General features: G+C 60.5%; 14 protein-coding genes. 10 read left to right on the top strand and 4 right to left on the bottom strand.

Translation table 11 applies throughout. From position 1 onward, the window contains the following. Positions 1–4: 4 nt before the first annotated feature. The 9 genes from hisS (at position 5) to DESUT3_RS08455 (ending at position 10,467) form a co-directional block, all read left to right on the top strand. Positions 5–1,285, top strand: a complete 1,281-nt coding sequence (gene hisS / locus DESUT3_RS08495; RefSeq protein ID WP_221252052.1) for a histidine--tRNA ligase — start codon at positions 5–7, stop codon at positions 1,283–1,285. Between the two features lie 115 nt (positions 1,286–1,400). Then, a complete protein-coding gene (gene aspS, locus DESUT3_RS08490; protein ID WP_221252051.1) occupies positions 1,401–3,188 on the top strand; it encodes an aspartate--tRNA ligase in 1,788 nt (595 codons plus the stop codon). Positions 3,189–3,299: 111 nt separating this feature from the next. Continuing rightward, complete coding sequence (locus DESUT3_RS08485; protein WP_221252050.1) at positions 3,300–4,013, top strand: LysM peptidoglycan-binding domain-containing protein; 714 nt, start codon at positions 3,300–3,302, stop codon at positions 4,011–4,013. A 196-nt stretch (positions 4,014–4,209) separates the two neighbouring features. Further along, positions 4,210–6,441: an NADP-dependent isocitrate dehydrogenase gene (locus tag DESUT3_RS08480; protein WP_221252049.1), complete on the top strand. Its 2,232-nt coding sequence runs from the start codon at positions 4,210–4,212 to the stop codon at positions 6,439–6,441. A gap of 75 nt (positions 6,442–6,516) precedes the next feature. Beyond that, on the top strand, positions 6,517–7,473 hold the full coding sequence (gene mdh / locus DESUT3_RS08475) for a malate dehydrogenase (protein WP_221252048.1): 957 nt from the start codon (positions 6,517–6,519) through the stop codon (positions 7,471–7,473). A 240-nt stretch (positions 7,474–7,713) separates the two neighbouring features. After that, on the top strand, positions 7,714–7,911 hold the full coding sequence (locus tag DESUT3_RS08470) for a 4Fe-4S binding protein (RefSeq protein ID WP_221252047.1): 198 nt from the start codon (positions 7,714–7,716) through the stop codon (positions 7,909–7,911). A gap of 23 nt (positions 7,912–7,934) precedes the next feature. Continuing rightward, a complete protein-coding gene (locus DESUT3_RS08465) occupies positions 7,935–9,068 on the top strand; it encodes a 2-oxoacid:acceptor oxidoreductase subunit alpha (RefSeq protein WP_221252046.1) in 1,134 nt (377 codons plus the stop codon). Beyond that, a complete protein-coding gene (locus DESUT3_RS08460; RefSeq protein ID WP_221252045.1) occupies positions 9,069–9,884 on the top strand; it encodes a 2-oxoacid:ferredoxin oxidoreductase subunit beta in 816 nt (271 codons plus the stop codon). A gap of 34 nt (positions 9,885–9,918) precedes the next feature. Then, positions 9,919–10,467, top strand: a complete 549-nt coding sequence (locus DESUT3_RS08455) for a 2-oxoacid:acceptor oxidoreductase family protein (RefSeq protein WP_221252044.1) — start codon at positions 9,919–9,921, stop codon at positions 10,465–10,467. A 79-nt stretch (positions 10,468–10,546) separates the two neighbouring features. On the opposite strand, the gene DESUT3_RS08450 is transcribed toward DESUT3_RS08455, so the two are convergent. After that, positions 10,547–11,500, bottom strand: coding sequence for a class 1 fructose-bisphosphatase (locus tag DESUT3_RS08450; protein ID WP_221252043.1), 954 nt, complete (start codon positions 11,498–11,500; stop codon positions 10,547–10,549). Positions 11,501–11,692: 192 nt separating this feature from the next. On the opposite strand from DESUT3_RS08450, the gene DESUT3_RS08445 reads away from it, so the two are divergent. Then, positions 11,693–12,088 (top strand): hypothetical protein, encoded by a 396-nt coding sequence (locus DESUT3_RS08445; protein ID WP_221252042.1) that lies wholly within the window; start codon positions 11,693–11,695, stop codon positions 12,086–12,088. A 60-nt stretch (positions 12,089–12,148) separates the two neighbouring features. On the opposite strand, the gene DESUT3_RS08440 is transcribed toward DESUT3_RS08445, so the two are convergent. From DESUT3_RS08440 to cysZ, 3 genes are all read right to left on the bottom strand, one after another. Next, on the bottom strand, positions 12,149–12,367 hold the full coding sequence (locus DESUT3_RS08440) for a hypothetical protein (RefSeq protein ID WP_221252041.1): 219 nt from the start codon (positions 12,365–12,367) through the stop codon (positions 12,149–12,151). 161 nt (positions 12,368–12,528) lie between these two features. Then, entirely contained in the window at positions 12,529–13,305 is a 777-nt protein-coding gene (locus DESUT3_RS08435; RefSeq protein ID WP_221252040.1) for an inositol monophosphatase family protein, read from the bottom strand. A gap of 45 nt (positions 13,306–13,350) precedes the next feature. Then, the gene (cysZ, locus tag DESUT3_RS08430) at positions 13,351–14,145 is read right to left on the bottom strand and encodes a sulfate transporter CysZ (RefSeq protein WP_221252039.1); all 795 of its coding nucleotides are present in this window, start codon (positions 14,143–14,145) and stop codon (positions 13,351–13,353) included. Between the last annotated feature and the right edge of the window lie 14 nt (positions 14,146–14,159).

Below are 14,159 nucleotides of genomic sequence, written 5' to 3'. Positions count from 1 at the left end.
ATAAATGAAGCGAGGATCTTTATTCGTGAGTATTGCTGGAATCAAAGGAATGAACGACGTCCTGCCGGGCGAAGTGGAAACCTGGCAGTTTTTGGAAAACCAGGCGCGGAGCATTTTCGGCAACTATGGATTCGCCGAAATCCGCGTACCGGTGGTGGAGAAAACCGAACTCTTCTGCCGCTCCATCGGCGAGACGACCGACATCGTCGAAAAGGAGATGTACACTTTCGAGGACAAGAGCGGCAACTCCCTGACCCTGCGCCCCGAGGGGACCGCGCCGGTCATGCGCTCCTACATCCAGAACAAGCTCTACGCCCAGGACCCGGTGGCCAAGCTCTACTACATGGGCCCCATGTTCCGCTACGAACGCCCGCAGAAAGGGCGTTATCGCCAGTTTCACCAAATCGGCGTCGAAGCCATAGGCATCGAGGATCCGAAAATCGACGCCCAGGTCCTGGCCATGTTGAGCCACTTTTTCGCCGCCGTCGGCATCGAGGATGTCTCGCTGCAGATCAATTCCCTGGGCTGCCCCGAGTGCCGCCCCGGGTATCGCAGCGCCCTGATCACCTACCTGCAGGAGCGCCTCGGCAAACTCTGCGCCGACTGTCAGCGCCGCTACCAGAGCAATCCCATGCGGGTTCTCGACTGCAAGGTGCCCGACTGCAAGCAAGCCACCGCCGATGCCCCTTCGGTGCTGGACAACCTCTGCGGCAACTGCGAGGCGCACTTCGGCCAGGTCCAGCAGTCCCTCCGCGACCTGGAGATTCCCTTCGCGGTCAATCCGCGCATGGTCCGCGGGTTGGATTACTACACCAAGACCGCCTTTGAAATGGTCACCGGCAGCCTGGGAGCACAAAACGCCGTGGCCGCTGGGGGGCGCTACGACGGCCTGATCAAGGATCTCGGCGGCCCCGCTCTGCCTGGAATCGGCTTCGCCATGGGGGTCGAGCGCCTGGTGCTGATGCTCGGCGACAACAAGCTCGCCCCTTCCCGCCCGGACCTGTTTCTGGCCGCCCTGGGCGCCGAGGCCGCGCGGGAAACCTTCCGGATCATGTCCGGCCTGCAGCGCCGCGGGCTGCACGCCGAAATGGACTACGAGGGGCGCAGCCTCAAGGCGCAGCTGCGGCGTGCCGACAAACTGCGCTCCCGCTACGTGCTGATCCTCGGCGAGGACGAACTGGCCCGCAAGCAGGCCACCTTGCGGGACATGGAGGCCGGCACCCAGGAGGAGGTCCCCCTCAGCGCCCTGGAACAGATCCTTTTGAGCAAACTGCAGCGGGCCTGATCTGTTTCAACGCCATTGCGCTTGACGATGGCGGATCGGGGTTTGTATAATTTTCGCTTTGGTTGCCCCGCGTGGCGCCGGGCAATGAGATAACAATCTATTACGGGAGGATCCCTTGAACGACATTCTCGGTGACTGGAAACGCAGTCAATATTGCGGGCAACTGACCGCTGCGGAGATCGGCAAAGAAGTCTGCCTCATGGGCTGGGTACAGCGCCGCCGCGACCACGGCGGGCTGATCTTCATCGACCTTCGCGACCGCGAGGGGATCGTCCAGCTGGCGCTTGACCCCGACCGCGACCCGGAGGCCCACAAAAAGGCCGATACCGTCCGCAGCGAGTTTGTGCTGGCGGTCAAGGGCAAGGTTTCCCCGCGCCCCGCGGGAACCGTCAACCCCAAGATGAAGACCGGTGAAGTGGAAGTCGAGGTGAGCGAACTGCGTATCCTCAACACCGCAAAGACCCCGCCCTTCATGCTCGACGAATACACCGAAGTCGCAGAAAACCTGCGCCTGAAGTATCGCTACCTCGACCTGCGTCGCCCGGCCATCCAGAACAACCTGATGCTGCGCCACCGGGTCACGCGGACCGTTCGCCGCTACCTCGACGGCCAGGGATTTCTCGAAATCGAAACCCCGGTGCTGACCAAGAGCACCCCCGAGGGGGCGCGGGACTACCTGGTACCCAGCCGCGTCAACCCCGGCACCTTCTACGCCCTGCCCCAGTCTCCCCAGCTCTTCAAGCAGTTGCTGATGGTCTCGGGTTTCGACCGCTACTGCCAGATCGTCAAATGCTTCCGGGATGAGGACCTGCGCGCCGACCGCCAGCCCGAGTTCACCCAGATCGACTGCGAAATGAGCTTTGTCGACCGCGAGGACGTGATCGGCATCATGCAGGGGATGATCGCCGCGGTCTTCAAGGAGACCCTCGGCATCGACGTTTCCCTGCCCATGCCCCGCATGACCTATGCCGAGGCCATGGCCCGCTTCGGGGTCGACAACCCCGATCTGCGCTTCGACCTGGAACTGGTCGAGCTCTCCAACCTGGTCAAGGAATCGGGCTTCAAGGTCTTCGCCGATGTGGTCAAGGACGGCGGCATCGTCAAGGCCCTCAATGCCAAGGGCTGCGGGTCGTTCTCCCGCAAGGAGATCGATGACCTGACCGAATTCGTGAAAATCTATGGGGCCAAGGGTCTGGCGTACGTCAAGGTCACCGAGGCCGGCTGGCAGTCGCCCATCGCCAAGTTTTTCAATGACAAGGAGCTCGAGGCAATGAACCGGGCCCTCAAGGCGGAAGTAGGCGACCTGCTGCTGTTCGTTGCCGACTCCTACCGGGTTGCCAACGAGTCCCTGGGCCGGTTGCGGGTCAACCTCGGCCACAAGCTCGGCCTGGCCAAAAAGGACGAGTTCCGGTTTGTCTGGATCACCGAGTTTCCCCTGCTCGAGTGGGACGGCGAGGCCCGCCGCCACGTGGCGGTTCATCACCCCTTCACCGCTCCGCTTGACGAAGACGTTCCCCTGCTCGACGGCGATCCCGGCAAAGTCCGCGCCAAGGCCTACGACCTGGTGCTCAACGGGTCGGAGATCGGCGGCGGCAGCATTCGTATCCATGATCAGGCGGTGCAGAGCAAGATGTTCGACCTGCTCGGCATCGGCGCCGAAGAGGCCCGGGAAAAATTCGGTTTTCTGCTCGACGCTCTCGAATTCGGCGCGCCGCCCCACGGCGGCATCGCCTTCGGCCTCGATCGCCTGGTGATGATTCTGACCGGGTCCGATTCGATCCGCGATGTCATCGCCTTCCCGAAAACCCAGAAGGCGACCTGTCTCATGTCCGAAGCCCCCGGGGGGGTCGACGAAAAACAGCTGCGGGAACTTTCCATCCGCCTGGCCGCCCGCCCCAAGTAATGAATACGGACTGACAAAGCGAGGGCTTGCCCCTCCCGGTCAAGGGGCGACTCTTACGGGTCGCCCCTTGCTCTTCCGGCCCCCTCCGGATCCCGAGGAACCCTGATTCGAATGCCCAGACTGCTCATCGCCATCTTCGCTTTCTCCCTGCTGGGCTGGGGCTGCGCCTCCGCCCCTCGGCAGGAGCTGCAGCTGGCCCGCACCGCCGTTGCCCAGGCTTACGGTGCCAATGCCAAGGACTTGGCACCGACCGAGTATCAGGCGGCGGCCAACGCGTTGAAGGATGGCGAATACCTGTTCAACCAGGGTGAATACCGCCTGGCCCGGGAAATTCTTCCCCTGGCCGCCTCCCATGCCTACCGCGCCAAATTCAAAGCCTGGGAGGAGCAGGCGCGCCGTGACAAACAGCGCAAGGAGCAGGAAGCTGCCCGCGCGGAAGCAGAACGCCAGGCCACCCTCCAGGCAAAGCTTGCCAAGGAGCCCCCCAAGCCGGCCCCGCCCCCCAAGCCGAAACCCGCACCTTCCCCCCTGCCGCTGCCGGCCCCCGCGCCCCCGCCACCGCCTCCGGCCAGCTACACGGTTGCCGGCAGCGAGACGCTCTGGACGATTGCCGCCCGCGAGGACATCTACCTTGACCCGCTGTTGTGGCCCCTGATCTACCGCGCCAACCGTGACCAGATCAAAGACCCCCGCCACCTCTATTCGGGGCAGGTCCTCACCATTCCCCGCCAGGTATCCGAAAAGGAAAAGGAGGAGGCCCGGGAGACCGCGCGCCAGTCCGATATTTTTCCGGCTGGAACCCTAATGAAAAAGGCGCCACAATAACGACTCCCAAACGGCGTTTCCCCTTCTCCCCCCGAGTCGCAGCAGCCCTTTGCGCTGGGACACATTTTCCCTTGACACCTCCTAATCTGTTGTATACTGTATACACGTTTTTGAATCAATTTTATGGTGAAGGCGAAGGGGATTTTGCCTTTCATTAAGCTACAGGCACCACTGGCATAAAAACCAAGGAGAGAACATGAGCACTAAGACATCGAAGATCATCTGGTCAGAAATTGATGAAGCACCGGCGTTGGCAACCTACTCGTTGCTTCCAATCGTCCAGGCCTTTACCAAGGGGACCGGGATCGAGGTCGAAACCCAGGACATCTCCCTGTCGGGCCGGATCATCGCCAACTTCCCCGACAAGCTCCGGGAAGACCAGAAAATCCCCGATTACCTGACTCAGCTCGGCGAGCTCGCCAAGACCCCTGAAGCCAACATCATCAAGCTGCCCAACATCAGCGCCTCCGTCCCCCAGCTGCAGGCCGCCATCAAGGAACTGCAGGCCAAGGGCTACGACGTTCCCGATTACCCCGAGGAGCCCAAGACCGAAGAGGAAAAGAAAATCCAGGCCCGCTATGCCAAGGTTCTCGGCAGCGCGGTGAACCCGGTCCTGCGCGAGGGCAACTCCGACCGCCGCGCAGCTGCCTCGGTCAAGAAATTTGCCCAGAAAAACCCCCACCGGATGATGAAGCCCTGGCCCGAAGTTTCCCAGACCCGCGTTGCCCACATGGACAGCGGCGACTTCTACGCTACGGAGCAGTCGGTAACCATGGACAAAGCCGACACCGTCAAATTCGAATTTGTCGGTAACGACGGTAAGGTCACCTTGCTCAGGGACGGGCTCAAGCTGCAGGCTGGCGAAGTGCTCGACAGCTCGGTCATGAACGTTGCCGCCCTGCGCAAGTTCTACGCCGAGACCATCGAAGAGGCCAAGCAGAAAGGGGTCCTGCTCTCCCTGCATCTCAAAGCCACCATGATGAAGGTGTCCGACCCCATCATGTTCGGCCACTGCGTCTCCGTGTTCTACAAAGACGCCCTCGAGAAGCACGCCGCCACCCTGAAGGAGATCGGCGCCAACCCCAATTTCGGCCTCGGTGACATTCTCGCCAAGCTCAACAAGCTCCCTGCCGACAAGAAGGCCCAGATCGAAGCCGACATCCAGGCCTGCTATGGAAAGCAACCCGATCTGGCCATGGTCGATTCGAGCAAAGGGATCACCAACCTGCATGTGCCCAACGACGTGATCGTCGATGCCTCCATGCCGGTGGTCGTCCGCGACGGCGGCAAGATGTGGAACAAGAACGATCAGCTGCAGGACACCATCGCCATGGTGCCCGACCGCTGCTACGCCACCATGTACCGGGAAATCGTCGAGGACTGCAAGCGCCACGGCCAGTTCAACCCCGCCACCATGGGGAGCGTCGCCAACGTCGGGCTGATGGCTCAGAAAGCCGAGGAGTACGGCTCCCACGACAAGACCTTCGAAGCGCCCGCTGCCGGGGTGATCCGCATCGTCAACTCCGCCGGCCAGGCTCTGCTCGAGCAGAAGGTTGAAAAAGGCGACATCTTCCGCGCCTGCCAGACCAAGGACATCCCCATCAAGGACTGGGTCAAACTGGCGGTCAATCGTGGCAAGGCCTCGGGCGAGCCGGTTGTGTTCTGGCTCGACGAGAAGCGCGGCCATGACGCGGAGATCATCAAAAAGATCAACAAGTATCTCCCCGAGTTCGACACCAAGGGCCTCGACATCCGCGTGCTGCCCCCGGTCGAAGCCATGAAGTTCTCCCTCGAACGGGTCCGTAAAGGCCAGAACACCATCGCCGCCACCGGAAACGTGCTCAGGGACTACCTGACCGACCTGTTCCCGATCCTCGAACTCGGGACCAGCGCGCGCATGCTCTCCATCGTGCCGCTGATCGACGGCGGCGGGCTGTTCGAGACCGGAGCTGGCGGGTCCGCGCCCAAGCATGTTCAGCAGTTTCTCAAGGAAGGCCATCTGCGCTGGGACAGTCTGGGCGAATACTGCGCCTTGGTCCCCTCGCTGGAGATGATCGCCGCCAACACCGGCAACCAGAAGGCCGCGATCCTGGCCGAGACCCTGGACGCAGCCATCGGCAAGTACCTGGAGAACCAGAAAGAGCCTTCGCGCAAGGTCAACGAGATCGACAACCGCGGCAGCAACTTCTACATCGCCTTCTACTGGGCCCAGGCCCTGGCCATGCAGACCAAGGACAAGGATCTGGCTGCCCGCTTCACCCAGGTTGCCCAGCAGATCGAAAGCAACGAAGCCAAGATCAACCAGGAACTGCTCGCCGCCCAGGGGCGCCCCGTGGATATCGGCGGATATTTCCGGCCGGATCCGGCCAAGGCCGCCAAGGAGATGCGTCCCAGCGCGACCTTTAACGCAATCATTGACTCCATTTAATTTTACTGGCAGGATTGGGGCAGCCTGACTGCCCCAATCCTGGTTTTTCATTTTCCAACAAAAGGAGAGATCAAAATGGCAAGACCCAAAATCGCTCTTATCGGTGGTGGACAGATCGGTGGCGTATTGGCTCAGCTGGCGGCCCTGCGGGAGTTGGGTGATGTTGTACTGTTCGACATCGTGGAAGGCATGCCCCAGGGCAAGTGCCTCGACATTGCCGAAGCTGCCCCCGTCGACGGGTTCGACGTCTCCCTCAAGGGTGCCAACGACTACAAAGACATCGCCGGTGCCAACGTGGTCATCGTCACCGCCGGCCTGCCCCGCAAGCCCGGCATGAGCCGCGACGACCTGATCGAGGTCAACTCCAAGATCATGCGCTCGGTGGCCGAAGGAATCCGCGACAACGCCCCCGACGCCTTCGTTATCGTCATCTCCAACCCCCTCGACGCCATGGTCACCCTGTGCCAGAAGGTCACCGGCTTCCCCGCAGAGCGCGTTATCGGCCAGGCGGGTGTCCTGGACTCGGCCCGCTTCCAGGCCTTCATCGCCTGGGAACTGGGCGTGTCGGTCAAAGACGTTAACGCCATGACCCTCGGCGGCCACGGCGACGACATGGTGCCCCTGGTCCGCTACGCCAGCGTCAACGGCATTCCGGTCATGGAACTTCTCGAGCAGAAGTACGGCAGCGCAGCCAAGGCAAAGGAAGTCATGGAAGCCATGGTCAAGCGTACCCGCGGCGCGGGTGGCGAGGTTGTCGCCCTGCTCAAGACCGGCAGCGCCTTCTACAGCCCGGCGTCTTCGGCCATCGCCATGGCCGAGTCGATCCTCAAGGACCAGAAACGCGTCCTGCCCACCTGCGCCCTGCTCAACGGCGAGTTCGGCGTCAAGGGATATTATGTCGGCGTCCCCTGCGTGCTCGGCGCCAATGGCGTAGAAAAAATTCTTGAATTCAAGCTCGACGCCGAAGAGCAGGCCATGATGGACAAGTCCGTTGCCGCCGTCAAAGGCCTTGTGGACAGCCTGAACCTGTAAGTGCCAGTGCTTTTTCCAGACCAGGGAAGGGCAATGGCGACATTGCCCTTCTTTTCTATCCGCCGGGGTCTTTGAATAGATCAGTATTTCTCGGTTGCCTGGCCGACAAAACCGCCTGGCCGACCGGGACATTCTGGTGTATACAAAAAAATCTGGCGTATACCGGTCGCATATGGTAGCATTCCGCCGCATTGGTTGTGCGCCGGATAACGTAAATTACCAAAAAGGAGAACTACGGGAATGAGCAGTGCGAAAGCGGAACTGGAAGTTATCGAAAGGTACTGCAAGGGGTGCAGCATCTGCGTTGAGTTCTGCCCCACCAAAGTCCTGGAGATGGACTCGTTTGTAGTCAAGGTTGCCAAACCGGAGGCATGCATCGCCTGCATGCAGTGCGAGCTTCGTTGCCCTGACTTTGCTATCAAAGTTCATAAGAAATAACCATTCATAGGAGGTCGTGAAAAGTGGCTAAAAAAGTTGCTCTTTTGCAGGGGAACGAAGCGTGCGCCCACGGTGCCATCTATGCCGGGGCCAAGTTCTTCGGCGGCTACCCCATCACCCCCTCCACCGAAGTTGCGGAAGTGCTCTCCAACGAGCTGCCCAAGGTCGGCGGAAAATTCATCCAGATGGAAGATGAAATCGGCGCCATGGCCGCCGTGATCGGCGGTGCACTGGCCGGGTCCAAGGCCATTACCGCTACATCCGGTCCCGGCGTCTCCCTTAAGCAGGAACTGATCGGCTATGCCTGCATCGCCGAAATCCCCTGCGTCATCATCAACGTCATGCGCGGCGGCCCCTCCACCGGTATGCCTACCGGCCCCGGCCAATCCGACGTCATGCAGGCCCGCTGGGGCACTCACGGTGACCATGCCGCCATCGCGCTGGCTCCGGCTTCCTGCCAGGAGATCTTCAGCGAAACGGTTCGCGCCTTCAACCTGGCAGAGAAGTACCGCATGCCGGTCCAGGTCGTTTATGACGAGATCGTCGGCCACATGCGCGAGCGTATCGTATTCCCCGAGCCGGGTGAACTCGAAGTTGTCGAGCGCATCGCTCCCACCGTCGAGCCCAAGGACTACAAGCCCTATGACGCCTCCAAGGGCGACGTTCCGCCCCTGGCGGCTTTCGGCTCCGAATACCGCTTCCACGTCACCGGCCTGAACAAGGCCGCCGACGGCTTCCCGACCACCAAGGCCGAACTGGTCGACGCCGAGGAGCGCCGCCAGATCCGCAAGGTCGAGGCCAATGCCGCGGACATCGAGAGCAACGAAGAGTACCTGACCGAGGACGCCGAAGTCGTTATCCTCGCCTACGGCTCCACCGCCCGCAGCGCCCGCTACGCGGTCAACGAGCTGCGCAAGGAAGGGGTCAAGGCCGGCCTGTTCCGCCCCATTACCCTCTGGCCCTTCCCCGAGAAGCGCGTTGCCGCCCTCGCCCAGCAGGCCAAGGCAATCGTGGTTCCCGAACTGAACCTGGGCCAGATGATTCTCGAAGTCGAGCGCGTTATCAAGGGCAATGCGACCCTCGCCGGGGTCAACCGGGTTGACGGCGAGCCGATCAATCCCGGCCAGATCATGAACAAGGTCAAGGAGGTTATGTAAATGGCTTACGATTACGAAAAATCGATCCGCCCCGGCAAACTGCCCCACATCTGGTGCCCGGGGTGCGGCCACGGCATCGTCATGAAGGGCCTGATCCGGGCTATGGACACCTGCGGCCTCGAAAAGAACAATACCGCCCTGGTTTCGGGCATCGGCTGCGCCAGCCGCCTGCCCGGCTACATGGATTACTGCACCCTGCACACCGCCCACGGCCGTGCAGCCGCTTTCGCCACCGGCGTCAAGATGGCCAAGCCCGAAATGACCGTGATCTGCGTCGGCGGTGACGGCGACGGCACCGCCATCGGCGGCAACCACTTCATTCACGCCTGCCGCCGCAACATCGACATGACCTACGTCATCATGAACAACAGCATCTACGGGATGACCGGCGGTCAGTTCTCCCCCTGCACCCCCACCGGGGCCAAGGCGTCGACCACTCCTTACGGCAACCCGGATCCCACCTTCGACATCAGCAAATTGGCGATTGGCGCCGGGGCTACCTTCGTGGCCCGTACCACCGCCTTTCACGCCACCCAGATCGACAAGCTGATCGCCGAAGGCATCCAGCACAAGGGTATGGCCGTCATCGAGGTTCTCGACGACTGCCCGACCACCTACGGGCGCCGCAACAAGTTCCGCTCGGTTGTCGACATGATGAAGCGCCTCAAGGATATCGCCGTACCGGTTGCCGCTGCCGCCAAGATGACTGCTGAGCAGCTTGAAGGCAAGGTACTGACCGGCGTTCTCTACAAAGAGGACAAGCCCGAGTACTGCGAGCAGTACGCCAAGGTTATCGCCAAGGCTCAGGGCGCCTGATTCTGACAATCCAGCGAAAGAGGAGAACCAATCGATGGCTGAAAGATTCGAGATTCGTTTTTCCGGCGCGGGTGGTCAGGGTCTGATCACCGCCGGGATCATCCTTGCCGAGGCTGCCTCCATCGTCGAGGGGAAAAACGCCGTGCAGTCCCAGAGCTACGGCCCCGAGGCCCGCGGCGGCGCATCCAAGTCGGAGGTTATCATCTCCGATACCCCGATCGACTACCCCAAGGCGACCATCGTCGACGCCTGCCTGGCCATGACCCAGGAAGCCGCCGACAAGTATGCCGTCGGCATCAAGCCGGGCGGCGTGCTGCTGCTCGACGCGGACTTCGTACCCCGCGAACCCAAGGGGGATTTCAAAGTTATCAAAATGCCGATCATGCGCACCGCCAAGGAAGATCTTGGCCGTGAAATCGTCGCCAACGTGGTGGCCCTCGGCGCGATGATCGCCCTGACCGACGTCGTCTCCCGCGAAGCCGGCGAAAAAGCCGTTCTCGCCAAGGTTCCCGCGGCATTCAAGGACCTCAACCAGAAGGCCTACAGCCTCGGGTTCGAGAAGGTCAAGGAACTGATGAAGTAATCTGTACACCATGCATGCAAAAAAGCCCGGCAGGTTCCCCTGCCGGGCTTTTTCGTTGCGCGCGAAAAATAACGGAGGATTACTTGGCCTCCTCCGCAATAAACTTCTCCGCCAGGGCCACGTCCTCCTTGCAGCCGATGAATACTGGGGCGCGGTCCTCGATACCCTGGGGCTGAAGGTCGAGAATCCTCTGTTTCCCTGTGGAGGCGGCTCCCCCCGCCTGTTCCACCAGGTAGGCCATAGGGTTGAGCTCGTAAAGCACGCGCAGCTTGCCGTTGGGGTTGTCCTGCAGATGGGGATAGAGGAAAACCCCCTTGCCCTTGACCAGGATCTGGTTGATATCCGGAACCAGGCCCCCGCTGTAGCGCAGTTTGGACCCCTTGGCCTCGAGGTGGCTGACGAACTTTTCGGTGCCCGGGGTGTACTTGTTGCGCTGGCCGCCGGGGGAGTAAATGGAGCCCTTGGGGTCCAGCTTCAGGTTCTCCTGGACCAGATTGTACTCCATCAGTTGATTCATCGCGAACTCATGGACCCCATTGCCCGTGGAAAGCATCATCGTGGTTCGCGGGCCATAGAGGATATACAGGGCCGCCACCTGGTTGCGGCCTGGCTGCAGCAAATTATCCCCCTCATAGATCGAAACGATGGTCCCCACGGCCAGGTTGACATCGACCAGGGAAGAGCCGTCAAGTGGATCGTAGGCTACCGAATATTTCCCCCGGCTGTCGGGTGAAATGGTTATGATCTCCGAGATTTCCTCCGAAGCGACCCTGGCCACCACCCCGCTGTGCAGGAGCCGCTTTCGGATAATCCGGTCGGACAGGACGTCCAGGGCCAGTTGATCCTCGCCATACAGATTGGAGGTACCGGCCACCCCCAGATCGCCGGTCCGGATGGAGTTGACGATATACTTGGAGGCGTCGGCGATTTCGCAGATCAATCGGGTCAGGTCGCGATTTTCGTCAAGTTCGCGGAGATAGCGCCGCAGGTCGATCTGGAAGGGAGTTGTCCCGGCTTCTTTGGCTGCTGTCATTCCACCTCCTTGGTAAAAAATACCAGCCCGAAAGACAAAAATTTCCCACTATTTTAGAACAGTTTAGTTCCGTGAACAAGTTCTAAATCTTCCTTTGCCAATAGCCCGCCCCCCCCCACCGCTTGACGCTCAGCCCAGAAGTGTTAGCCTGTAAGCATACTGAGTCCCTTTTTCAACGGAAGGGAGGTAACCATGCCGCAAACAAACGACCCTCGTGAACCCCTGGAACACTCCGACGTCCATGACAAGGCCAAGGGGGCGACTGAGAAGATCTGGGACGCGACCTTGAAGACCTTTCACCAGGCAACCTTCCGGGCCAACCAGTACAAGCGTCTCGCCCAGAAAAAGATCGACCTGGCCTCCCTGCACAAAAAAATATCCGCTACTTACTCCGAGTTGGGACAGCTGATCGACGAGCGTCGGGAAGCTGGTGACCTCGACGTGATGAATACGGAGGAAGTCAGGGATATGTTGCGCAGGCTTGACAGCCTGAAGCAGGCAGCCGCCACCCTCGAGGCGGAAAAAGATGAAATCAAGGCCGAGCACATGGCCGAAGAAGGCGAACCGCCAACGAAAATGAAACACTGACGGCAAATGAAAAGGGCCCCGTGATGGGGCCCTTTTTTGTAGGGTGTTTTTTCTCCAAGCTCAGCGCAGGTGTTTCCTGGGACGGGGAACGCTGTGGAGGCGCGCGTCCTTGTACTCCCGGTCCCGCTTTTTCATTGACTCCTGGATGGAATCCTCGGCATCGGCAAGTTCGGCGGCGTGTTTTTCCATGATGGTAAGATCTTCGTCGATTCTCTCGAGGTTCTTGTCGAGGCTTGGGTTCATACTCATCGCATCCCCTTCTCTGTACAGCTCGGCCATGTTACCTCCTTTGGGTGACTGCAGCCGCCCTTCGGGGATACCAGTGTCTCCCCGCCAGCGCGGCCCCTTTTACCAGGAATCCTGATTGAAGTATAGCACATGGATCGGCAGGGGCTGCAACGGTCAGATACACAGTATTCGATCACGCATCTGACTGGAGATCAGCGGGGCCTTTTGCCGCCCTGGAGAACCGCGACCATCTCTGCATGGATCAGTCCGTTGCTGGCCAGGCACTCCCGACCGTAGGGGTCGAAGCTTTGGCCATCAAAATCACTGACCATCCCGCCCGCCTCCGCCACCAGCAGCTGGCCGGCGGCGACGTCCCAGGGTTTGAGCTTCATTTCCCAATACCCGTCCAGGCGCCCGGCTGCGGTGTAGGCCAAATCCAGGCTGGCGGCCCCTGCCCGGCGGCAGGCCTGGGCCGACTGTTGAAAATTGACGAAATGATCGTAATTATTGACGGATGAGGATTTCCGGTCGTAGGGAAAACCAGTGGCGAGCAAGGCTTGATCCAGTCGAGAAACCCTGGAAACCCGGATCTGCACGTCGTTCAAAAAGGCCCCCCCACCCCGCTCGGCGACAAACATCTCCCGGTGCGCCGGGTTGTAAACCACCCCGAGGGTGATCTCATCGTCGACCTCCAGGGCGATGGAAACCGCAAACCAGGGGAACCCGTGGGCGTAGTTGGTGGTGCCGTCCAGCGGGTCGATGATCCAACGGTAGCGCGAATCGCGCCGACCATGATCGGCCTCCTCGGCGAGGATGTCGTGGCGGGGAAAGGTTCCCCTCAGGATGGCAACAACGGCATCCTCCGACGCACGGTCCGCCTCGGTGACCAGGTCCACCTCTCCCTTATGGGCCACGGACAAAGTCCTGCCGAATTTCTGCATCAGCACCTTGCCCCCGGCGATGGCGGCGTGAATGGCAATATTCAACATAATCCCTCGACGGGAAAACGATTCCCGATGAAAACGACAAACCGGTCAGGACGGGGTGGAACTCCCCCCTGGAGCATCGCGGCTCTCCAGGTCGCACCAAAGGCGGGTCGCCCCCACAACACCCACGGGAATGCAGAAAAATTGCAGAAAGGGTATCGCCAGCAACGCCAGCACGCCCGTGCCGAAACCGGCAAGGGTGGCCAGGCGCCCTAATACATAACGCCGCTGCTGGCGAAAATCGAGCCGTTTGCGGGCCATGACGTACCCCAGGTACTCGACGACCAGGAAAAACACTGTCAGCACGAAGGCCAGCACCGAATAAATGATGGATCCGAAACCGGGCAGCAGGTTCAGCGGTAGAATCATCACCATGACTAAGACGAACAACCCCATTTTTTTGACTTCGACCCCGACCACGCGCAAAGTGTCCTTCCAGAAGGCCGCAAAAGAAAATGGCTCGTCATGCTTCTGCCCGGTGAGCATTTCCTCGGTTCGCTCCGAAAGCAGGTCATTGAAAGGCGAGGCGACCAGGTTCCCAACCACGGTAAAGCTGAAAAAGACCACCACGGCGGTGACCAGCACCGCCACCAACCAGGCGAAGTAGTAGAGGATCGCCCAGTACCAGGCCTCGCCGCGGGGTACGTAATGGATCACCACGTCGTTAAAGAAATCAAAGCCGAGAAACACGGCGCTGGAGAACACCACCAGGTTGATCAGAAAAGGGATCGCCACGTATTTCAACAGCGCGGGGTGATGCAGCAGAAAGCGGGTGCTGTTGAAGGGGTAGAAAAACCCGCGGGCAAAATTGGTCAGGGGATTGTTGCGCAACAGGTTGGCCATGATGAACTCGCTTG

Source organism: Desulfuromonas versatilis (assembly GCF_019704135.1).
Taxonomy (GTDB): domain Bacteria; phylum Desulfobacterota; class Desulfuromonadia; order Desulfuromonadales; family NIT-T3; genus Desulfuromonas_A; species Desulfuromonas_A versatilis.
Note: the sequence above shows the minus strand (reverse complement) of the source record. Positions and strands in the feature narration are given on the sequence as shown.